Source organism: Noviherbaspirillum sp., from assembly GCF_035254865.1.
GTDB lineage: Bacteria > Pseudomonadota > Gammaproteobacteria > Burkholderiales > Burkholderiaceae_D > Noviherbaspirillum.
This window is the reverse complement of sequence record NZ_DATFAF010000071.1, coordinates 44,725-64,040: the sequence shown is the minus strand read 5'-3', so window position 1 is coordinate 64,040 and position 19,316 is coordinate 44,725. Positions and strand designations below refer to the sequence as shown.

26 protein-coding genes are annotated in these 19,316 nt (G+C 57.4%); 25 read left to right on the top strand and 1 reads right to left on the bottom strand.

From position 1 onward, the window contains the following. Positions 1-19: 19 nt before the first annotated feature. From VJ651_RS16860 to tatC, 25 genes are all read left to right on the top strand, one after another. On the top strand, positions 20-1,483 hold the full coding sequence (locus tag VJ651_RS16860; RefSeq protein WP_324108560.1) for a glutamate synthase subunit beta: 1,464 nt from the start codon (positions 20-22) through the stop codon (positions 1,481-1,483). Between the two features lie 142 nt (positions 1,484-1,625). Beyond that, positions 1,626-2,429 carry an ABC transporter ATP-binding protein gene (locus tag VJ651_RS16855; protein WP_324108559.1) on the top strand — a complete coding sequence of 268 codons (804 nt, stop codon included), beginning with the start codon at positions 1,626-1,628 and terminating at the stop codon, positions 2,427-2,429. Then, complete coding sequence (mlaE, locus tag VJ651_RS16850; protein WP_324108558.1) at positions 2,426-3,205, top strand: lipid asymmetry maintenance ABC transporter permease subunit MlaE; 780 nt, start codon at positions 2,426-2,428, stop codon at positions 3,203-3,205. The genes VJ651_RS16855 and mlaE overlap by 4 nt, the downstream gene beginning before the upstream one ends. 104 nt (positions 3,206-3,309) lie before the next feature. Then, on the top strand, positions 3,310-3,783 hold the full coding sequence (mlaD, locus tag VJ651_RS16845; RefSeq protein ID WP_324108557.1) for an outer membrane lipid asymmetry maintenance protein MlaD: 474 nt from the start codon (positions 3,310-3,312) through the stop codon (positions 3,781-3,783). Next, positions 3,783-4,649: a VacJ family lipoprotein gene (locus VJ651_RS16840; protein WP_324108556.1), complete on the top strand. Its 867-nt coding sequence runs from the start codon at positions 3,783-3,785 to the stop codon at positions 4,647-4,649. The genes mlaD and VJ651_RS16840 overlap by 1 nt, the downstream gene beginning before the upstream one ends. A gap of 105 nt (positions 4,650-4,754) precedes the next feature. Next, positions 4,755-5,405: an ABC transporter substrate-binding protein gene (locus tag VJ651_RS16835; protein WP_324108555.1), complete on the top strand. Its 651-nt coding sequence runs from the start codon at positions 4,755-4,757 to the stop codon at positions 5,403-5,405. A gap of 7 nt (positions 5,406-5,412) precedes the next feature. Further along, the gene (locus VJ651_RS16830) at positions 5,413-5,709 is read left to right on the top strand and encodes an STAS domain-containing protein (protein WP_324108554.1); all 297 of its coding nucleotides are present in this window, start codon (positions 5,413-5,415) and stop codon (positions 5,707-5,709) included. Between the two features lie 127 nt (positions 5,710-5,836). After that, positions 5,837-6,745: an ABC transporter ATP-binding protein gene (locus VJ651_RS16825; RefSeq protein ID WP_324108553.1), complete on the top strand. Its 909-nt coding sequence runs from the start codon at positions 5,837-5,839 to the stop codon at positions 6,743-6,745. After that, complete coding sequence (locus VJ651_RS16820) at positions 6,742-7,497, top strand: ABC transporter permease (RefSeq protein ID WP_324108552.1); 756 nt, start codon at positions 6,742-6,744, stop codon at positions 7,495-7,497. The genes VJ651_RS16825 and VJ651_RS16820 overlap by 4 nt, the downstream gene beginning before the upstream one ends. A 9-nt stretch (positions 7,498-7,506) precedes the next feature. Next, positions 7,507-7,746: a BolA family protein gene (locus VJ651_RS16815; RefSeq protein WP_136417806.1), complete on the top strand. Its 240-nt coding sequence runs from the start codon at positions 7,507-7,509 to the stop codon at positions 7,744-7,746. Continuing rightward, a complete protein-coding gene (gene murA, locus VJ651_RS16810) occupies positions 7,746-8,996 on the top strand; it encodes a UDP-N-acetylglucosamine 1-carboxyvinyltransferase (protein WP_324108551.1) in 1,251 nt (416 codons plus the stop codon). The genes VJ651_RS16815 and murA overlap by 1 nt, the downstream gene beginning before the upstream one ends. Then, positions 8,996-9,646, top strand: a complete 651-nt coding sequence (hisG, locus tag VJ651_RS16805) for an ATP phosphoribosyltransferase (protein WP_324108550.1) — start codon at positions 8,996-8,998, stop codon at positions 9,644-9,646. The genes murA and hisG overlap by 1 nt, the downstream gene beginning before the upstream one ends. Before the next feature lie 3 nt (positions 9,647-9,649). Next, positions 9,650-10,963 (top strand): histidinol dehydrogenase, encoded by a 1,314-nt coding sequence (gene hisD / locus VJ651_RS16800; RefSeq protein ID WP_324108549.1) that lies wholly within the window; start codon positions 9,650-9,652, stop codon positions 10,961-10,963. 46 nt (positions 10,964-11,009) lie between these two features. After that, positions 11,010-11,780 carry a site-specific DNA-methyltransferase gene (locus tag VJ651_RS16795; RefSeq protein ID WP_324108548.1) on the top strand — a complete coding sequence of 257 codons (771 nt, stop codon included), beginning with the start codon at positions 11,010-11,012 and terminating at the stop codon, positions 11,778-11,780. 12 nt (positions 11,781-11,792) lie between these two features. Next, positions 11,793-12,887: a histidinol-phosphate transaminase gene (hisC, locus tag VJ651_RS16790; protein WP_324108547.1), complete on the top strand. Its 1,095-nt coding sequence runs from the start codon at positions 11,793-11,795 to the stop codon at positions 12,885-12,887. A 15-nt stretch (positions 12,888-12,902) separates the two neighbouring features. Beyond that, positions 12,903-13,499 (top strand): imidazoleglycerol-phosphate dehydratase HisB, encoded by a 597-nt coding sequence (hisB, locus tag VJ651_RS16785; protein WP_324108546.1) that lies wholly within the window; start codon positions 12,903-12,905, stop codon positions 13,497-13,499. A 38-nt stretch (positions 13,500-13,537) separates the two neighbouring features. After that, complete coding sequence (gene hisH, locus VJ651_RS16780) at positions 13,538-14,176, top strand: imidazole glycerol phosphate synthase subunit HisH (protein ID WP_324108545.1); 639 nt, start codon at positions 13,538-13,540, stop codon at positions 14,174-14,176. A 51-nt stretch (positions 14,177-14,227) separates the two neighbouring features. Further along, on the top strand, positions 14,228-15,013 hold the full coding sequence (gene hisA, locus VJ651_RS16775; protein WP_324108544.1) for a 1-(5-phosphoribosyl)-5-[(5-phosphoribosylamino)methylideneamino]imidazole-4-carboxamide isomerase: 786 nt from the start codon (positions 14,228-14,230) through the stop codon (positions 15,011-15,013). Positions 15,014-15,015: 2 nt separating this feature from the next. Beyond that, positions 15,016-15,780 (top strand): imidazole glycerol phosphate synthase subunit HisF, encoded by a 765-nt coding sequence (hisF, locus tag VJ651_RS16770; RefSeq protein WP_324108543.1) that lies wholly within the window; start codon positions 15,016-15,018, stop codon positions 15,778-15,780. Next, complete coding sequence (hisI, locus tag VJ651_RS16765) at positions 15,777-16,178, top strand: phosphoribosyl-AMP cyclohydrolase (RefSeq protein ID WP_324108542.1); 402 nt, start codon at positions 15,777-15,779, stop codon at positions 16,176-16,178. Before hisF ends, hisI begins: the two co-directional genes overlap by 4 nt. 86 nt (positions 16,179-16,264) lie before the next feature. Further along, the gene (locus VJ651_RS16760) at positions 16,265-16,600 is read left to right on the top strand and encodes a phosphoribosyl-ATP diphosphatase (protein WP_324108541.1); all 336 of its coding nucleotides are present in this window, start codon (positions 16,265-16,267) and stop codon (positions 16,598-16,600) included. Positions 16,601-16,666: 66 nt separating this feature from the next. Next, positions 16,667-17,038 (top strand): histidine triad nucleotide-binding protein, encoded by a 372-nt coding sequence (locus VJ651_RS16755; protein ID WP_324108540.1) that lies wholly within the window; start codon positions 16,667-16,669, stop codon positions 17,036-17,038. Between the two features lie 45 nt (positions 17,039-17,083). Next, on the top strand, positions 17,084-17,290 hold the full coding sequence (gene tatA, locus VJ651_RS16750; RefSeq protein ID WP_324108539.1) for a Sec-independent protein translocase subunit TatA: 207 nt from the start codon (positions 17,084-17,086) through the stop codon (positions 17,288-17,290). 73 nt (positions 17,291-17,363) lie between these two features. Next, a complete protein-coding gene (gene tatB / locus VJ651_RS16745) occupies positions 17,364-17,852 on the top strand; it encodes a Sec-independent protein translocase protein TatB (protein WP_324108538.1) in 489 nt (162 codons plus the stop codon). Next, a complete protein-coding gene (gene tatC, locus VJ651_RS16740; RefSeq protein ID WP_324108537.1) occupies positions 17,853-18,623 on the top strand; it encodes a twin-arginine translocase subunit TatC in 771 nt (256 codons plus the stop codon). A gap of 4 nt (positions 18,624-18,627) precedes the next feature. On the opposite strand, the gene VJ651_RS16735 is transcribed toward tatC, so the two are convergent. Next, the gene (locus tag VJ651_RS16735) at positions 18,628-19,299 is read right to left on the bottom strand and encodes a DUF2461 domain-containing protein (protein WP_324108536.1); all 672 of its coding nucleotides are present in this window, start codon (positions 19,297-19,299) and stop codon (positions 18,628-18,630) included. Positions 19,300-19,316: the final 17 nt, after the last annotated feature.

Here is a 19,316-nt window from a genome sequence, read left to right as displayed (position 1 = left end):
CCAACAATGTGAGTAAAAAATGGGAAAAGTAACCGGCTTTCTGGAATACGAACGCCTGCAAGAGGCGAGTGAAGCACCCCAACTGCGCAAGAAGCATTACAAGGAATTCGTGATGCACTTGAGCGACGAAGACGCCAAGATTCAGGGCGCGCGTTGCATGGACTGTGGCATCCCTTTCTGCAACAACGGCTGCCCGGTCAACAATATCATTCCGGACTGGAACGACCTGGTTTATCACGGCAACTTCAAGGAGGCGCTGGACAACCTGCACTCCACCAACAACTTCCCCGAGTTCACCGGCCGCATCTGCCCGGCTCCCTGCGAGGCGGCCTGCACGCTCAACATCAACAGCAATCCGGTCGGCATCAAGTCGATCGAGCATTTCATCATCGACAAGGGCTGGGAAAACGGCTGGGTTGTTCCGCAAATTGCGGCAAACAGGACCGGCAAGAAGGTTGCCGTGGTCGGCGCCGGTCCGGCCGGTCTGGCCGCCGCGCAGCAGCTCGCGCGCGCCGGCCACGACGTGACGGTATTCGAAAAGAACGACCGCATCGGTGGCTTGCTGCGCTATGGCATCCCTGACTTCAAGCTGGAAAAGTCGCACATCGATCGCCGTGTCGAGCAGATGAAGGCGGAAGGCGTCACTTTCCTCACGGGCGTCTTTATCGGCAAGGATTTCACGCCGAACGTCTACAACTGGGCAAAGGAAACGATTTCTCCCGACCAGCTGAAGAAGGATTTCGATGCTGTCGTCATCTCCGGCGGCGCCGAGCTGCCGCGCGACTTGCCGGTCCCGGGACGCGAGCTGAAGGGTGTGCACTTTGCAATGGAATTCCTGCCGCTGCAGAACAAGGTCAACGCCGGCGACAAGGTCAAGGACCAGATTCTCGCGACCGGCAAGCACGTCATCGTGATCGGCGGTGGCGACACCGGCTCCGACTGCGTTGGCACGTCGAACCGTCACGGCGCTGCTTCGGTGACGCAATTCGAATTGCTGCCGCAACCGCCGGAACAGGAAAACAAGCCGCTCGTATGGCCTTACTGGCCGACCAAGCTGCGCACATCGTCTTCGCACGAAGAAGGTTGCGAGCGCGACTGGTCGGTGGCGACCAAGCGCCTCGAGGGCAAGAACGGCAAGGTCGAGAAACTGATCGCGGCGCGCGTCGAATGGAAAGACGGCAAGATGGTCGAAGTGCCGAATTCCGAATTCGAACTGAAAGCAGATCTGGTCTTGCTGGCCATGGGCTTCGTGTCGCCGGTTCAGCAGGTACTGGATGCATTCGGTGTCGACAAGGATGCTCGCGGCAATGCAAAGGCGACGACGGATGGTGAGGGCTGCTACAAGACATCGGTGGACAAGGTGTTTGCAGCCGGCGACATGCGGCGTGGCCAGTCGCTGGTCGTATGGGCGATTCGCGAAGGACGCCAGTGCGCACGCGCAGTGGACGAGTTCCTGATGGGCTCCTCCGTACTGCCGCGTTAATTTGTAACAATTTTCAAAAAAGCCGCCGCGTCGAAAGACCAGGCGGTTTTTTTGTCGTATTTCAGCCGCCTGTTGGGCTAACCCAAAAGTCCGATTACCATTTCTGCACTACAATCTCATCTTTGCGTTGAAGATGACTGTCGTGCCCAATCTCGTCGAAATCCGTGATCTGTATTTTGCCTATGGAGAGCGCCCGATCCTGTCGGGGCTCGAGATGGACTTCCCTCGCGGCAAGGTTGTCGCGGTCATGGGCGGTTCCGGTTCCGGCAAGACCACGATCCTGCGGCTGATCGGTGGCCAGTTGCAGGCGCAGAGGGGCACCATTACTCTCGACGGAAAAATGGTCGACGCGCGCAATACCAAGGCGATGTATGCGATGCGCCGCAAGATGGGCATGCTGTTTCAGCATGGTGCGTTGTTCACCGATCTGACAGTATTCGAGAACGTCGCGTTTCCATTGCGCGAACATACCAGCCTGCCCGAGGAGTTGATTCGCGACCTGGTGCTGATGAAGCTGCACGCCGTCGGCTTGCGCAATGCGGCGCAATTGAAGCCGGCAGAGATCTCGGGCGGCATGGCGCGGCGTGTGGCGCTGGCGCGTGCCGTGGCGCTGGATCCGCAGCTCATCATGTACGACGAACCGTTTGCCGGGCTCGACCCGATTTCGATGGGGGTGGCGGCCAATCTGATCCGTCGGCTTAACGATGCACTTGGCTCGACATCGATCGTGGTGTCGCATGATGTGCATGAGACGTTCCTGATTGCCGACTACGTGTATTTTCTGTCGCAGGGCAGGATAGTCGCGCACGGTTCGCCGCAGCAGATGCAGGAGTCGAGCGACCCTTATGTGAAGCAGTTCGTGCATGCGGAAGCCGACGGTCCTGTGCCCTTCCATTACCCGGGCCGATCGCTTGCAGCAGACTTGCACCTGGAGACGAAGCAATGATTGTCGATACAATTAGCGGCCTCGGACGCTGGGTGCGCGAATTTGTCGGCAATGTCGGCTTCGCAACCCGCATGTTTCTGTCCATGCTGCTTGCGCCAGCCGCATTGCTGAAGCGGCCGCGACTGGTGACCGACCAGATTCATTTCATCGGCAATTATTCGCTGGTGATCATTGCGGTATCGGGCTTGTTCGTCGGATTCGTGCTCGGATTGCAAGGCTATTACACCTTGAACAAATACGGCTCCGAACAGGCGCTGGGCTTGCTGGTGGCCTTGTCGCTCACGCGGGAACTGGGGCCGGTGGTTACCGCCTTGCTGTTTGCCGGTCGAGCCGGCACTTCATTGACTGCAGAGATCGGATTGATGAAGGCAGGCGAACAATTGTCCGCGATGGAAATGATGGCGGTGAACCCGCTGGAGCGAGTGGTCGCACCGCGCTTCTGGGCCGGTGTGATCGCGATGCCGGTATTGGCGTCGATCTTCAGCGCAGTCGGTGTAATCGGCGGTTACATCGTCGGTGTGCGTCTGATCGGCGTGGACGAAGGCGCATTCTGGTCGCAGATGCAGGACGGCGTGGATGTCTGGAAGGACATCGCCAACGGCGTGATCAAGAGCGTTGTTTTCGGATTTGCGGTAACGTTCATTGCGTTGTTCCAAGGGTATGAGGCACAGCCGACGCCCGAGGGCGTTTCGCGCGCGACGACCCGCACCGTGGTAATTGCCTCCCTGATGGTGCTGTGGCTCGACTTCTTGCTGACGGCCATCATGTTTGATTAATGGATGTGCAGGATTGATTCCCTGCCGCAGGATCGGGGAAACGGCTTTTTTCTCGTTTTAAGCCCGTCGATGGGCATTGCATCCTATATTTAAGGTATTCGGTTATGCAGCGAAAATCGTTAGACTTATGGGTTGGCCTGTTCGTCCTGCTTGGTGGGATGGCCTTGTTTTTCCTGGCAATGAAAGCCGGGAACATGAGTTCGCTATCGTTTGAAAAGACTTACCCGGTCATTACCAAGTTCGACAACATCGGCGGCCTGAAGCCGCGCGCCCCGGTAAAAAGCGCGGGTGTGGTGGTCGGCCGCGTGGGGGATATCAAGTTCGACGACAAGAGCTATCAGGCCGTTGTAACCTTAAACCTGGAAACCACTTACAAATTCCCGAAGGACACCTCCGCCAAGATCCTGACTTCAGGATTGCTGGGCGAACAGTATATCGGCCTGGAACCGGGCGGCGACCTTAATAACCTGGTTGCCGGCGACCGTATCAAGATGACGCAATCCGCGGTCGTCCTGGAGAATCTGATCAGCCAGTTCCTGTACAGCAAGGCAGCCGAGGGAAAGGAAGGCAATAAATAATGAACCCTGCGTTACGGACCATCGTACTGGCCTTGTCGCTCGTCCTTGCCGGATGCGCGACGACCAACCGCAAGGATCCCTTTGAAGGTTTCAACCGTGCCATGTTTACGTTCAATGACAAGGTTGATCAGGTTGCATTGAAACCGGCGGCCGAGGCGTACAGGAATCTGCCGACTTTCATGCAAACAGGCGTGAGCAATTTTTTCGGCAATCTGGGCGACGTATGGACGGCGATCAATAATTTCCTGCAGGGGAAAGCGGCCGATGGCTTGTCCGATGTCATGCGTGTTGCGGTCAATTCGACCATGGGGTTTGGCGGCTTCCTCGATATCGGATCGGAAGCAGGTTTGCCGAAGCATAGGGAAGATTTTGGACAAACCTTGGGCAAATGGGGCGTCAAATCGGGGCCGTATGTGGTGTTGCCGCTTCTTGGTCCGTCGACATTGCGCGATACGGTAGTCCTGCCCATCGATTATCAGGCCGATCCCTGGTATTACGTTTATCCGGTTCACGTGCGCAATATGGGATCTGTATTGCGAGCCGTCGACCAGCGCGCGGCAGTTCTGGACGCTTCGAACCTGATCGAGGATGCGGCGCTGGACCGCTACGTCTTCGTGCGCGATGCATACATGCAGCGCAGGGAAAGCAAAGTGCGTGACGGCGCATCGCCGGAATCGCATTACGAGGAAGACGTCGGACCTACCTTCACCGAGCAGGAGAACGCTGCATCGCCAGTAAATGGCAGTACATTGAATGTTCAATCGGCAACGAGTACGGAACTGAGCGTAAAACCGGTTGTCGAAGTGGAACAAAACGACACCATCAAGAAAGACTCCATGGCGGCTGGAAAGGAAATCAAGCAATAAGCGGCGTCATTGCTTCTGCCATGAGTTATCATCCGAACCCGGTTTTGTCCGGTTGAACCTATACGGACCGGATCATCGTTCCGTATGTAACAAGCACAGGAAACCATGAAAATTTTCAAGAAATTGTTCGCAGTGATTGGACTCGCCGTTGCTACAGCGGCGTTCATGCCTGCTGCCAATGCGCAAGAGGCGCCTGACGCGCTGGTCAAACGCATCAGCCAGGAAGTCCTGGATTCCGCCAAGAATGACAAGGAAATCCAGAGCGGCAACCAGAAACGCGTACTGGAACTGGTCGAAGCGAAAATCCTTCCGCATGTCGATTTCCAGCGCATGACCGCACTCGCGGCAGGTCGATTCTGGCGTCAGGCGACGCCGGAGCAGCAGAAGCAGTTGACTGACGAGTTCCGTGCCTTGTTGGTATACACCTATTCCGGCGCAATTTCGCAGATTCGCGATCAGAAACTGGAATTCAAGCCGATGCGCGCCGATCCGACGGACACGGAAGTCGAAGTCCGTTCACAGGTGCTTCAGCCGCGCGGCGGCGACCCGATCCAGCTGAACTACCGCCTCGAGAAGCTGCCGAGCGGCTGGAAAATTTATGACGTCAATGTGCTCGGCGCGTGGCTGGTCGAAACCTACAAGGGCAATTTCGCATCCGAAATCAGCAAGGGCGGCATCGATGGCTTGATCAAGACCTTGTCCGAAAAGAACAAGCGCCTCGCTGCCAGCGCTGCCAAAGGCGTCAAGTCCTCCTGATTTCGCTATGTACCATCCTGCCCTGACACTCACGATTCATAATGCGCAGACCGTGCTGGAAGCCGGTCTGCGGGCGATTGCGGACGGGCAGACGCAGTTCGACCTGGGTGATCTGACGGTGGTCGACTCGGCCGCCGTCGCCACTTTGCTGGCATGGCAGCGCGCCGCCCAGGACGGCGGCAGGACAGTGGTATTCAGCAATCTTCCGGCCAGCCTTCAAAGCCTGGCCGCTCTCTACGGCGTGACCGAACTGCTGCATCGCGCGTCGAATCAGGACGCACGGGCCGATTTGCCGCATCATTGACCGTTCACGGTCTTCCCACCCAATCCGGCTTCCTGTCCGGAAATCCAATATAATCAAGGGTTCCGCCAAGGGATTGCGCTGTTTTTGTGACTGCTTGGCTCATTCTCGCTAAAGTGATCAAGCCAACATGGCTGCTCTTCAAATCGTCGATGTCGAAAAACGCTACAAGTCGCTGCGCGCACTTGACGGCGTGACGCTATCTATCGAGCAGGGCGAGTTCTTTGGTTTGCTCGGCCCGAATGGCGCTGGCAAGACCACGCTGATTTCGATTGTTGCCGGCCTTAACCGGGCCGACTCGGGCAGCGTGGCAATTCATGGTTATGATGTCGTGCGCGACTATCGCGAAGCGCGAAAACGCTTGGGCGTTGTTCCACAGGAGCTGGTGTTTGACCCATTCTTCACCGTCCGCGAAACCCTGCGCATGCAATCCGGCTATTTCGGTCTGAAGAACAACGACAAGTGGATCGATGAGGTGATGGCCAACCTCGATCTTACCAACAAGGCAGACACGAATACGCGCGCACTGTCCGGTGGCATGAAGCGCCGTGTGCTGGTTGCCCAGGCGCTGGTGCACAAGCCGCCGGTCATCGTGCTCGACGAGCCGACTGCCGGTGTCGACGTTGAATTGCGCCAGACCTTGTGGAAGTTCATCTCGCGCCTGAATCGAGAAGGGCACACGATCGTGCTGACCACGCACTATCTGGAAGAAGCACAAGCCTTGTGCAATCGCATCGCAATGCTCAAGGCAGGGAAAGTGGTGGCGCTCGACTCCACGTCGGCGCTGATCAAGCGCATCTCCGGTTCACAACTGACCCTTCGCCTGAAGGGCGCGTTGCCGGATGCTCTCAAACCCCTGATCTCGCACCCCGATGAGCTGGTGACCGGCAACAAGTACACCTTGCGTGTCAACGAGTACGCCGACGTGGAGCCGATCCTTGCCACCTTGCGTCAATCCGGGGCAGTCATCGAAGACATGCAATTGCAGCAGGCCGACCTGGAGGATGTGTTCATCCAGATCATGGAGGGCGAGAAATGACCGGCTTCCAGACGCTGTTGTACAAGGAAGTCCTGCGCTTCTGGAAGGTCGCCACGCAGACCATCAGCGCGCCCATATTGACTGCCATGCTTTACCTGTTGATCTTCGGCCATGTGCTGGAAGATCATGTCCAGGTGTATCCGCAGGTACGCTACACCTCCTTCCTGATTCCGGGGCTGGTGATGATGAGTGTGCTGCAGAATTCGTTTGCGAACAGCTCGTCGTCGCTGATCCAGTCAAAGATCACGGGCAACCTGGTTTTCGTGCTGCTGCCGCCGCTGTCGCACTGGGAGATTTTCGGTGCCTATGTGCTGGCGTCCGTAGTGCGCGGCCTGGCGGTCGGCGCCGGCGTGCTCCTCATTACTGCCTGGTTTGCCAAGTTGAGTTTTGTCGCGCCATGGTGGATCGTCGTTTTCGCCTTGCTTGGCGCGGCGATGCTCGGCACCATGGGATTGATCGCCGGCATCTGGGCGGAAAAATTCGACCAGCTTGCGGCATTCCAGAACTTCCTGATCATGCCGGCCACTTTTCTTTCCGGCGTGTTTTATTCGATCCACTCGCTGCCGCCATTCTGGCAGTCGGTGTCGCGTTTCAACCCGTTTTTTTATATGATTGACGGCTTCCGCTACGGCTTTTTCGGCCAGTCCGACGTGAATCCGTCGATCAGTTTCTCGATCGTCATCGTATTTTTTGTCTTGCTGGCCGCCTTCGCAATCCGCCTGCTGAAGACCGGCTACAAGTTGCGCCACTAGAGAGCAGATATGTTACCCACTCCAGAGCTTGTGAAAAGCTATATTTCCGCCGCACTCGATTGCACCCATCTCGAAGTCGAAGGCGACGGTCATCACTTCAGCGCCGTTATCGTCTCGAGCGCATTTGCTGGCAAGCGCCCCATTCAGCGCCATCAACTGGTCTATGCCGCCCTGGGCGACCGCATGCGCCAGGAAATCCACGCGCTTTCCATGAAAACCCTGACACCTGAAGAGTTCCAACAACAATAATGGACAAATTGCTTATCACCGGCGGCACCCGCCTGTCGGGCGAGATCAATATTTCCGGTGCGAAGAATGCGGCCTTGCCGATCCTGTGCGCGGGCCTGCTGACCTCTGATGCGGTTCAGCTATCCAATGTGCCGCACCTGCAGGACGTCAATACCATGCTCAAGCTGCTGATGCAGATGGGCTTGCGTGTCGAACAGGATGGCGATCGCGTCGCATTGAACGGCAGCGCGATCGGCAAGCTGGAAGCCCCGTACGACATGGTGAAAACCATGCGCGCATCGATTCTCGTGCTCGGTCCCTTGCTCGCCCGTTTTGGCGAGGCAAAGGTGTCGCTGCCGGGCGGTTGTGCAATCGGAACACGTCCCGTCGATCAGCACATCAAGGGCTTGCAGGCGATGGGGGCTGAAATCACCATCGAAGCCGGCTATATCCACGCCAAGGCGAAGAAGCTCAAGGGCGCACGCATTGTGACCGACATGATCACGGTGACCGGCACGGAAAATCTTCTGATGGCCGCGGTGCTGGCCGAAGGCCAGACGGTGCTGGAAAATGCGGCGCGTGAGCCGGAAGTAACGGATCTTGCCAACTTGCTGACTGCCATGGGCGCGAAGATCGACGGTATCGGCACCGACCGTCTGGTCATCGACGGCGTGGAAAAACTGCATGGCGCATCGCATACCGTGATCGCTGATCGCATCGAAACCGGCACTTTCCTGTGTGCGGTGGCCGCTGCAGGTGGCGACGTCACGCTGAAAAATACGCGCAGCGACTTCCTCGACGCCGCGCTCGACAAGCTGCGCGAAGCCGGCGTGATCGTGACTTCCGGCCCCGACTGGGTTCGCGTGCAGATGGCGGCGCGTCCCAAGGCCGTGAGCTTCCGTACTACCGAATACCCAGGCTTCCCGACCGATATGCAGGCGCAATTCATGGCCCTCAATTGCCTCGCCGACGGCAGCAGCCGCGTGACGGAAACAATCTTCGAGAATCGTTTCATGCACGTGCAGGAGCTGAATCGCCTCGGTGCATCGATCGATATCGAGGGTCACACCGCGATCGTTCATGGTGTCGACAAGCTGGTCGGCGCACCGGTGATGGCCACCGATTTGCGTGCCTCGGCATCGCTGGTGATTGCCGGGCTGGCAGCGCAAGGGCAGACACTGATCGACCGTATCTACCATCTGGATCGCGGCTATGACCGCATGGAAGTCAAGCTCTCCGCCGTCGGCGCCAATATCGAGCGAGTGAAATAATGAACCAGCAATTAACCCTCGCGCTATCGAAGGGACGCATTTTCGAAGAGACGCTGCCCCTGCTGCAGGCTGCGGGCATTACCGTCACCGAAGATCCGGAAAAATCGCGCAAGCTGATCCTTCCGACCAACGATGCGAATGTCCGCGTCATCATCGTGCGTGCATCCGACGTGCCGACCTATGTGCAGTACGGCGCGGCCGATTTCGGCGTCGCGGGCAAGGACGTTTTGCTCGAACACGGCGGTGAGGGACTGTATCAGCCGATCGACCTGAATATCGCAAAATGCCGGCTGTCCGTCGCAGTACCGGCTGGCTTTGATTATGTGAACGCAGTGCGCCAGGGCGCGCGTTTGCGCGTGGTGACGAAGTACGTGAATTGCGCCCGCGAGCATTTCGCGTCGAAGGGAGTTCACGTTGATCTGATCAAGCTCTACGGCTCCATGGAATTGGGTCCGCTGGTCGGATTGTCGGACGCGATCGTCGACCTGGTCAGCACAGGCAGCACGCTGCGCGCGAACAATTTGGTCGAAGTCGAGCACATCATGGATATTTCCTCGCGCCTCGTCGTTAATCAGGCAGCGCTCAAGCTGAAACGCGAGCGACTGAAGCCGATTCTGGAAGCATTCGAAGAAGCAGCGAAAGCGAGATAAGTCATGGCTATCCAGATGCGCAAACTCGATTCCGCTGATCCCGATTTCAAGACGAAATTGTCGGCAGTGCTCGCTTTCGAAGCAAGCGAAGACGAAGCCATCGACCGCGCCGCAGCGCAGATTCTCGCCGACGTGAAAGCGCGTGGCGATGCGGCCGTGCTTGAGTACACCAATCGTTTTGACAAGTTGAATGCCGGTGCAGTTGCACAACTGGAAATCGGCAAGGAAGAGCTCCGTGCCGCACTGAACGGCCTGTCGCCGGAACGCCGCGCCGCGCTGCAGACCGCGGCCGACCGCGTGCGCGTTTATCACGAGCGCCAGAAGCAGGAAACCGGCAGCGATGGCTTTACCTACGCCGAACCGGACGGCACCGTGCTGGGGCAAAAAGTCACGCCGCTCGATCGCGTGGGGATCTACGTCCCTGGCGGCAAGGCGGCCTATCCGTCCTCCGTGCTGATGAACGCCATTCCGGCCAAGGTGGCCGGAGTGCAGGAAGTCATCATGGTCGTGCCGACGCCGAACGGCGTGAAGAATGAACTGGTGCTCGCTGCTGCGGCAATTGCAGGAGTCGACCGCGTGTTCACTATTGGCGGCGCGCAGGCCGTCGGAGCGCTCGCGCATGGCACGGCGACCGTTCCGCAAGTCGACAAGATTGTCGGCCCCGGCAACGCATACGTCGCGGCCGCGAAGCGGCGTGTATTCGGTATCGTCGGCATCGACATGATCGCCGGCCCGTCTGAAATCCTTGTGATTTGCGACGGCACGACGAATCCGGACTGGGTCGCGATGGATCTGTTTTCGCAGGCCGAACATGATGAACTGGCCCAGTCGATTCTGGTCTGCCCGGACGATGCTTACATCGCGAAGGTCGAGGCCAGCATCAACAAGCAGCTCGATGGCATGCCGCGCAAGGATGTGATTCGCACTTCGCTGACTAACCGCGGCGCGCTGGTCAAGGTGCGCGACATGAACGAGGCGTGCGACATCGCCAACCTGATCGCTGCCGAGCATCTGGAAATCTCTGCAGAGAATCCGCAGCAATGGGCGAGCAAGGTGCGTCACGCGGGTGCCATGTTTCTCGGACGCTTTACTTCCGAATCACTGGGCGATTACTGTGCCGGGCCAAACCATGTCCTGCCGACGTCGCGCACCGCGCGTTTCTCGTCGCCTCTTGGCGTGTACGATTTCCAGAAGCGATCCAGCATCATCCAGGTGAGCGAAGCAGGCGCCCAGACCCTCGGCAAGGTGGCCGCCGAGCTGGCGTACGGCGAAGGCTTGCAGGCACATGCCCGCTCTGCCGAGTACCGGCTGAAATGATCAGCGCCCGTGCTACTCCCGCGAAGGCGGGAAGCCAGGATTGCTGATGCCCGCCTGGCTCAATCGCATTTACTGCGAGGATGCGTTGCAAGGATTTGCTCGCATACCGGACGCAAGCGTCGATTTGCTGATCGCCGATCCGCCTTATGGCTTGGGCAAGGACTACGGCAACGATTCCGACAAGCTCGATGCGGACGCGTACCTGCGATGGACGGAACAGTGGGTCGATGCCGCGCTGCCGAAACTGAAACCCAGCGGCAGCCTGTACATTTTTCTGACCTGGCGTTATTCGCCGGAGATTTTCGTGATGCTGAAAAAGCGCATGACGATGATCAATGAAATCATCTGGGACCGGCGGGTACCGTCCATGGGCGGCAGCACGCGGAAGTTTTCGTCGGTGCACGACACGATCGGTTTTTTCGCCAAGGCCAGAGATTATTATTTCGACCTGGATGCGGTGCGCATTCCATACGATGCCGAAACCAAGAAGGCGCGCTCACGTTCGATTTTCGTCGGCGCCAAGTGGCTGGAAGTCGGCTATAACCCGAAAGATGTGTGGAGCGTATCGCGCCTGCATCGCGAACATCGCGAGCGTGCCGACCATCCGACGCAAAAGCCGCTGGAAATCGTCGAGCGCATGGTCAAGGCGTCCTGTCCGCCCGGTGGTATCGTGCTCGACCCGTTCATGGGTAGCGGCACTACAGCAGTGGCGGCAAAGCGCTGCGATCGCGATTTTGTCGGATTCGAGCTTAACCCGGAATATTGTGAATTGATTGAAAACCGTCTTGCAGAACTGAACAAGCCGGAAGCAGCATAACCGCGAAATCCTATGTCTCTGATCGAAAATATCATTCGTCCCGAAGTCCGCGCTCTCGCGGCCTATCATGTGCCTGACGCCAGCGGCTTCGTGAAGCTGGATGCGATGGAAAACCCGTACACGCTGCCGGAGCACCTGCGCGCCGAGCTCGGACAGCGCCTGAGCGACGTCGCCATGAATCGCTACCCGGTGCCATCCTATGCGGAGTTGAAAGCAAAGATCTGCACCGGACTGGGTGTGCCGGCAGGATTCGATGTCATTCTCGGCAATGGCTCGGATGAATTGATCAGCATCATCTCCGTTGCCTGCGCCAAACCGGGCGCCAAGGTACTGGCCCCGACGCCCGGATTTGTCATGTATGCAATGTCGGCCAAATTTGCCGGGATGGAGTTCATCGGCGTCCCGCTCAAGTCCGACTTCGCACTGGACAAGGCGGCAATGCTGGCGGCAATCGCCCAGCACCGGCCGGCGATCACTTATCTCGCCTATCCGAACAACCCGACCGGCAATCTGTTCAATGCCGACGACATGGTGGAGATCATGCGTGCCGTGGGCGATTCCGGCATCGTTGTCGTGGATGAGGCATATCAGCCGTTTGCGCAAACAAGTTTCATGCCGCGACTGGCGGAATTTGGTAATCTGGTCGTGATGCGCACCGTGTCCAAGCTCGGACTCGCCGGAATACGCCTCGGCTACATGTCGGCCTCGAAGGCGCTGCTGGCGGAATTCGACAAAGTGCGCCCGCCGTACAACGTCAACGTGCTGACCCAGGCAGCAGCGGAATTTGTGCTGGACCATGTCGACGTACTTGATGCGCAGGCGGCGACTTTGCGCGCTGAACGGACTAAACTGGCTGACGCACTGGCCAGTTTGCCGGGTGTGGAAGTTTTCCCTTCGGCAGCAAATTTCCTGCTAATCCGGGTCAAGCCGAAAAAAAATCATGCTGACGATGTCTTTTCTGCATTGTTAGATCGTAAGGTTTTGATCAAAAATGTCGGTAAAATGCATCCATTGCTGGAAAGCTGCTTGCGGATTACCGTCAGCACACCCGAAGAGAACCGTTTATTTCTTGATGCCCTGAAGGCGTCGCTTGCTTTGTCACTTTAGTCGCATCCACTTAACATGCCCACGCCACGCGTTGCAGAGGTCACCCGCAATACCAACGAGACGCAGATCCGCGTCGCGATCAATCTCGACGGCACCGGCCAGCAAAAGCTGAACACCGGTGTGCCATTCCTCGACCATATGCTCGACCAAATTGCGCGGCATGGTCTGATCGACCTCGATATCGAAGCCAAGGGCGACCTGCATATCGACGCGCATCACACCGTGGAAGACGTCGGGATTACGCTTGGCCAAGCCTTTGCCAAGGCCATCGGCGACAAGAAAGGCGTTCGTCGTTACGGCCATGCTTATGTTCCGCTCGACGAAGCACTGTCGCGCGTCGTGGTCGATTTCTCTGGCCGCCCGGGGCTGGAGTTCCATGTACCCTTCAAGCGCGCGATGATCGGTGCATTCGATGTCGATCTCACACACGAGTTTTTCCAGGGATTCGTCAATCACGCACTGGTCACCTTGCACATCGATAACCTGCGCGGAGAAAACGCGCATCATCAGTGCGAAACCGTGTTCAAGGCATTCGGCCGCGCGTTGCGCATGGCGGCCGAGCTCGACCCGCGTGCGGCGGGAACGATTCCTTCGACGAAAGGCAGCCTGTAAAACGTCGCGCCGCCGGCGCTGCGATTTCATTTTTTGACATGAACAAGATCGTTGTTGTTGATTACGGCATGGGCAACTTGCGCTCGGTGGCGCAGGCGTTGCGCCATGTGGCCCCGGAGGCGGATGTGCGCATCTCCGGCGAACTCGTGGACATCAAATCGGCGGATCGCCTTGTCCTGCCCGGGCAAGGCGCCATGCCGGATTGCATGCGCTGCCTGCGCGAATCGGGTTTGCAGGAGGCGGTTGTCGCGTCGACGCGCAGCAAGCCCTTGCTTGGCGTATGCGTCGGCGAGCAGTTGCTGTTTGATTGGAGCGAAGAGGGCGATACGCCAGGGATCGGTTTGTTGCCGGGCAAGGTTGTGCGTTTCCAGCTCGACGGCTTGCATCAGGAAGACGGATCACGCTTCAAGGTGCCGCAGATGGGCTGGAACCGTGTGCAACAAACATTGTCCCATCCGCTGTGGAATGGCATTGCCGATAACAGCTACTTTTATTTCGTGCACAGCTATTACGCCCTGCCCGCCGAGCGCAAGCATGTGGCGGGCGAGAGCACCTATGGCGCACCATTCGCGTGCGCTGTTGCAAAAGACAATATTTTCGCGACCCAGTTTCATCCGGAAAAGAGCGCAACTGCAGGTTTGCAGTTGTACAAGAATTTTGTTCACTGGAACCCGTAGTCGTTATTGTTCAGCAACCTTAATTAACCTCAATCCATCCTGAATGTAGCCATGCTGCTCATACCTGCTATCGACCTCAAGGACGGTCATTGCGTGCGCCTGAAACAAGGCGATATGGACCAAGCCACCGTGTTTTCCGATGATCCCGCCCAGATGGCGCGACATTGGCTGGCCCAAGGTGCTCGACGACTGCATCTGGTGGATTTGAACGGCGCTTTTGCCGGCAAGCCGAAGAACGAGGCCGCGGTCAAGTCAATCATCCAGGCCGTGCGCAGTTTTGCGCTGGAAAACGATACCGATGAAATACCGGTCCAGCTGGGTGGCGGCATTCGCGATCTCGACACCATCGAGCGTTACCTGGACGACGGCCTGTCGTACATCATCATCGGCACCGCCGCGGTCAAGAATCCCGGCTTCCTGCATGACGCATGCAGCGCATTCCCCGGGCAGATCATCGTCGGTCTCGACGCCAAGGATGGCAAGGTCGCCACCGACGGCTGGAGCAAATTGTCCGGTCACGAAGTCATCGATCTGGCGAAGAAGTTCGAAGACTATGGTTGCGAAGCGATCGTCTATACCGACATTGGCCGCGACGGCATGATGGGCGGGGTGAATATCGACGCGACCGTGAAACTGGCGCGAAGCATGACCATTCCGGTCATTGCCTCCGGCGGCGTGCATAACATCAAGGATGTGGAAGCACTGTGCGCGGTACAGGATGAGGGCATCGAAGGCGTGATCTGCGGTCGCTCGATTTATGAGGGCACGCTCGATCTGCGCTCGGCACAAGCCCGCGCCGACGAACTGAGCGGCCTGGAAGAGGCGGAAGAAGAGTAAGCATGACCCTCGCAAAACGCATCATCCCTTGCCTCGACGTGACCGCCGGTCGCGTGGTCAAGGGCGTCAACTTCGTCGAACTGCGCGATGCCGGCGACCCGGTAGAAATTGCGCGCCGCTACGACGAGCAGGGAGCCGACGAACTCACCTTCCTCGACATTACCGCCACCTCGGATGGTCGTGATCTGATTCTGCATATCATCGAAGCGGTGGCCTCTCAGGTATTCATCCCGCTGACCGTCGGCGGCGGCGTCCGTACGGTCGAGGATGTGCGGCGGCTGCTCAATGCCGGTGCCGACAAGATCAGCATCAACAGTGCCGCGGTCGCCAATCCGCAAATCGTGCAGGATGCCTCGCACAAGTATGGTTCGCAATGCATTGTCGTCGCGATCGACGCCAAGAAGTCCGGTGACAACAAGTGGGAAGTTTTTACTCATGGCGGACGCAAGCCGACCGGACTTGACGTGATCGAATGGGCAAAGAAGATGGAGAGCCTTGGTGCCGGCGAGTTGCTGTTGACCAGCATGGATCGCGACGGCACCAAGAGCGGCTTTGACCTCGCGCTGACGCGTGCCGTTTCCGATGCGGTGTCGGTCCCGGTCATTGCTTCCGGTGGCGTCGGCGGACTGCAGGATCTGGCCGACGGCATCAAGCTCGGACGCGCCGATGCCGTACTGGCAGCGAGCATTTTCCATTATGGAGAACATACGGTGCAGGAAGCCAAGCACTTCATGGCCGAGCAAGGTATCCCGATGAGGCTTGCATGAGCGCGAACGCCAAATGGTTGAACAAGGTGAAATGGGACGAGCATGGCCTCGTTCCCGTCATCGCGCAGGAAGTCGGGTCCAACGATGTATTGATGTTCGCGTGGATGAATCGCGAAGCACTTCAGAAGACGGTTGAACTGGGCGAGGCAGTGTACTGGAGCCGGTCGCGCAAGAAGCTGTGGCACAAGGGCGAGGAATCGGGCCATACCCAGAAAGTGCACGAAATCCGTCTCGACTGTGACGAGGACGTGGTGCTTTTGAAAGTGGAACAGACCGGTGGCATCGCATGCCATACCGGAAGGCATTCCTGCTTTTTCCAGAAGTTCGATGGCGGCGCGGGTGGCGAGTGGCAAGCAACCGAGCCCGTACTGAAGGACCCGGAAAGCATTTACAAATAGCATCTTTGCAATGCCGAAAGGTGGGTTTCGTCCCCATCGTCGGCATGGAATTCGAAAGGCGAGGCGGACAGAAGCCGCCCAACACAATGACTGATACCTTGAAACGCCTGGCCGCCGTCATCGAGTCGCGCAAGCCTGTCAATGGCGGAAATCCCGATACATCTTACGTCGCGCGCTTGTTTTCCAAAGGGGACGACGCCATCTTGAAGAAAATCGGCGAAGAGGCAACCGAAACCGTCATGGCAGCCAAGGATGTGCGCGCCGGCGGCGACAAGGCAAAAGTGTTATATGAATGCGCCGACCTCTGGTTTCATTCGATGATCATGCTCGCACAATTCAATTTGACGCCACAGGATGTGCTGGATGAGCTTGCTCGTCGCGAAGGCATCTCCGGCATTGACGAAAAGGCAAGCCGCAAATAAGTCCGAAACCGGAAAGAAACCGGCGGAACCAGGATTTCTTTTGAGAATCAAAGATACGGATCATTCATGACTGACTGCATTTTCTGTAAAATCGCGGCGAAACAGATTCCATCGAGAACTATTTTCGAAGACGAGGATCTGATCGCGTTTCACGACATCAATCCTGCTGCGCCGGTACACTTTCTTATCGTACCAAAACAGCATGTTGCCACGCTGGCGGATTGTGACGAAAGCCACGCCGACCTGTTGAGCAAGATGATGCTTTTGGCGCCTCAGCTTGCAAAGGAACAAGGGTGTGGCTATGTCGCGGGGGAGCAGGATGCAGGTAGTGGCGGATTCAAGGCGCAGTTCAATACCGGACCGGATGGCGGTCAAGAGGTGTACCATCTGCACTTGCATGTGATTGGCGGACCCCGGCCATGGCGTGGCCAGCGTTAATCTGAATTGTTTTACAGGGCGGTTACGCCCGCTTAGGAGAAAATGATGGGTTCATTTAGCATTTGGCACTGGCTGATCGTGCTGATTGTCGTCATGCTGATTTTCGGCACCAAGAAGCTCGGCAATATCGGTTCCGACCTTGGCAAGGCCGTCAAAGGCTTCAAGGATGGTATCAAAGGTGAGGAAGAGAAATCCTCCGCATCTGCCGAGAAAACGACGATCGACGTCGACGCAAAAGAAAAAAAGAGTTGATCGACATATCCTTGGGGAGTGCCCATAGCGCGTCGCTGCGCAAGATGGGCTTTTTCCTTGCAAATTTCCCATAATGATAGATCTCGGATTGTCCAAACTCGCGTTGATCGGCGTCGTTGCGCTGGTCGTCGTCGGCCCCGAAAGGTTGCCGAAGGTGGCGCGCATGGCCGGCACTTTGTTCGGCCGTGCCCAACGCTATATCAACGAGGTCAAATCGGAAGTCAGCCGCGAGATCGAGCTGGAAGAACTGCGCAAGGTGCACAAGGACATGCAGGAAGCCGCCAGCAATGTCGAACAGAGCATTGCGAAGAACATCTCGGAAATCGAAACCGAGGTGCACACGGCCTTGTCCAACCCCTTGCTCGATACTCCGCCGACTACTGATCAAATGACATTGAAGGCGAAGGACTTCCGCAAGAAGAAACTCTCTCGCACCTCGGCCATTCCTGCCTGGTACAAAAAGCAAAGCGGCCGGAAAACCCATGTGATTTCCGGTGCTGCGCGTGTTGCCAAGTACCGCCCTGCCAGCGCAGCTCGCAAATCACCCGTTTCCTTTCACTAAATGATCGACGAACAAGACTCAACGGCTGCAGGTGATACCTTCATCTCGCACCTGGTGGAATTGCGCAATCGCGTGATGAAAGCCTCGGCGGCGATCATTGTGGTCTTCTTGGGCCTGATGCCATGGGCCGGGAAGATCTACGACTTCCTCGCGCTGCCGATGATGTCGGCCCTGCCGGTCGGCAGCAAGATGATCGCGACCGGGGTGATCACACCATTCCTGATTCCCGTCAAGGTCACCCTGCTGGTGGCATTCGTGATTGCGCTGCCCGTAGTGCTATATCAGGCCTGGGCCTTCATCGCCCCGGGGCTTTATGCGCATGAAAAGAAACTGGTCGCACCCCTGGTCGTGTCGTCATCGCTTTTGTTTGTGGCCGGCGTCGCGTTCTGCTATTTCTTCGTGTTCGGCGTAATTTTCAAATTCATCAACGAATTCGCGCCCAAGTCGATCACGGTTGCGCCGGATATCGAAAGTTATTTCGGTTTCGTGATGACCTTGTTCATTGCCTTTGGCGTCACGTTCGAAGTCCCGATCGTGGTGATTGTTCTTGTTCGCATGGGACTGATCACCGTGGAAAAGCTCAAGCAGATTCGGCCGTATGTGATCGTCGCCGCGTTTGTGATCGCGGCAGTGATTACACCGCCGGATATCATGAGCCAGTTATTGCTGGCAGTGCCACTGTGTCTTCTGTTCGAAGTCGGTTTGATCGTTGCCCCGATGTTTGCAAAGGCGACGGAAGCACCGGAAGAGACGGAAGAAGAGACTGTCTGACGCGTCACTTTGCCTGGCGCAGCCAGGTGATGAGCGGATAGGCGTCTTTGAACCCGCTGGCCAATTCCTTTTCGATATCGGTCGGAATCTTCTTCTTCAAGCTCGTCTCGTTCCAGACGATGAAGCTCTTCAGCTTGATGTATTCGATGTGCGGCGCATCGATGTCGAAACCTTTCGGTGGACGCTTTAACTTGCCCTCGTCCTGCAAGTCGCCGAAGCGTTCTTTCAATTTCCTGTTCTTGAGCACCTTGCCGAATCCGGTGGCATCCGCGATCACATGCTCGCGAATCGTCTTCAGCCGATCCGGCGGCGGCATGTATTCGCCGCCTGCAATCAGCAACACACCGTTTGCATCGACATGGAAATAGTAGGCTGGCCCGCCACCCTGACTCGGCTTTTTCAGTCCGCTGGCTGTGATTGCCGCTGAAAACCTGGTCTTGTACGGGCTCTTGTCGTGGGAAAAGCGCATGTCGCGATTGATGCGGAACAGCGCCTTTCTCGGATTGCAGTGAGCGACTTCCGGGTCGAATTTGCTGATATCGGCAATCAGTTTCGTCACCAATTCAAGAAACTCCAGACGCAGGATATCGTAGCGAGGCTTGTTCATCACAAACCACGCACGGTTATTGTTTTCCGACAGCTCGGCCAGGAACTGGATCAGGTCGCGAATGTGCATGGTCGGCCTCGTCCTCT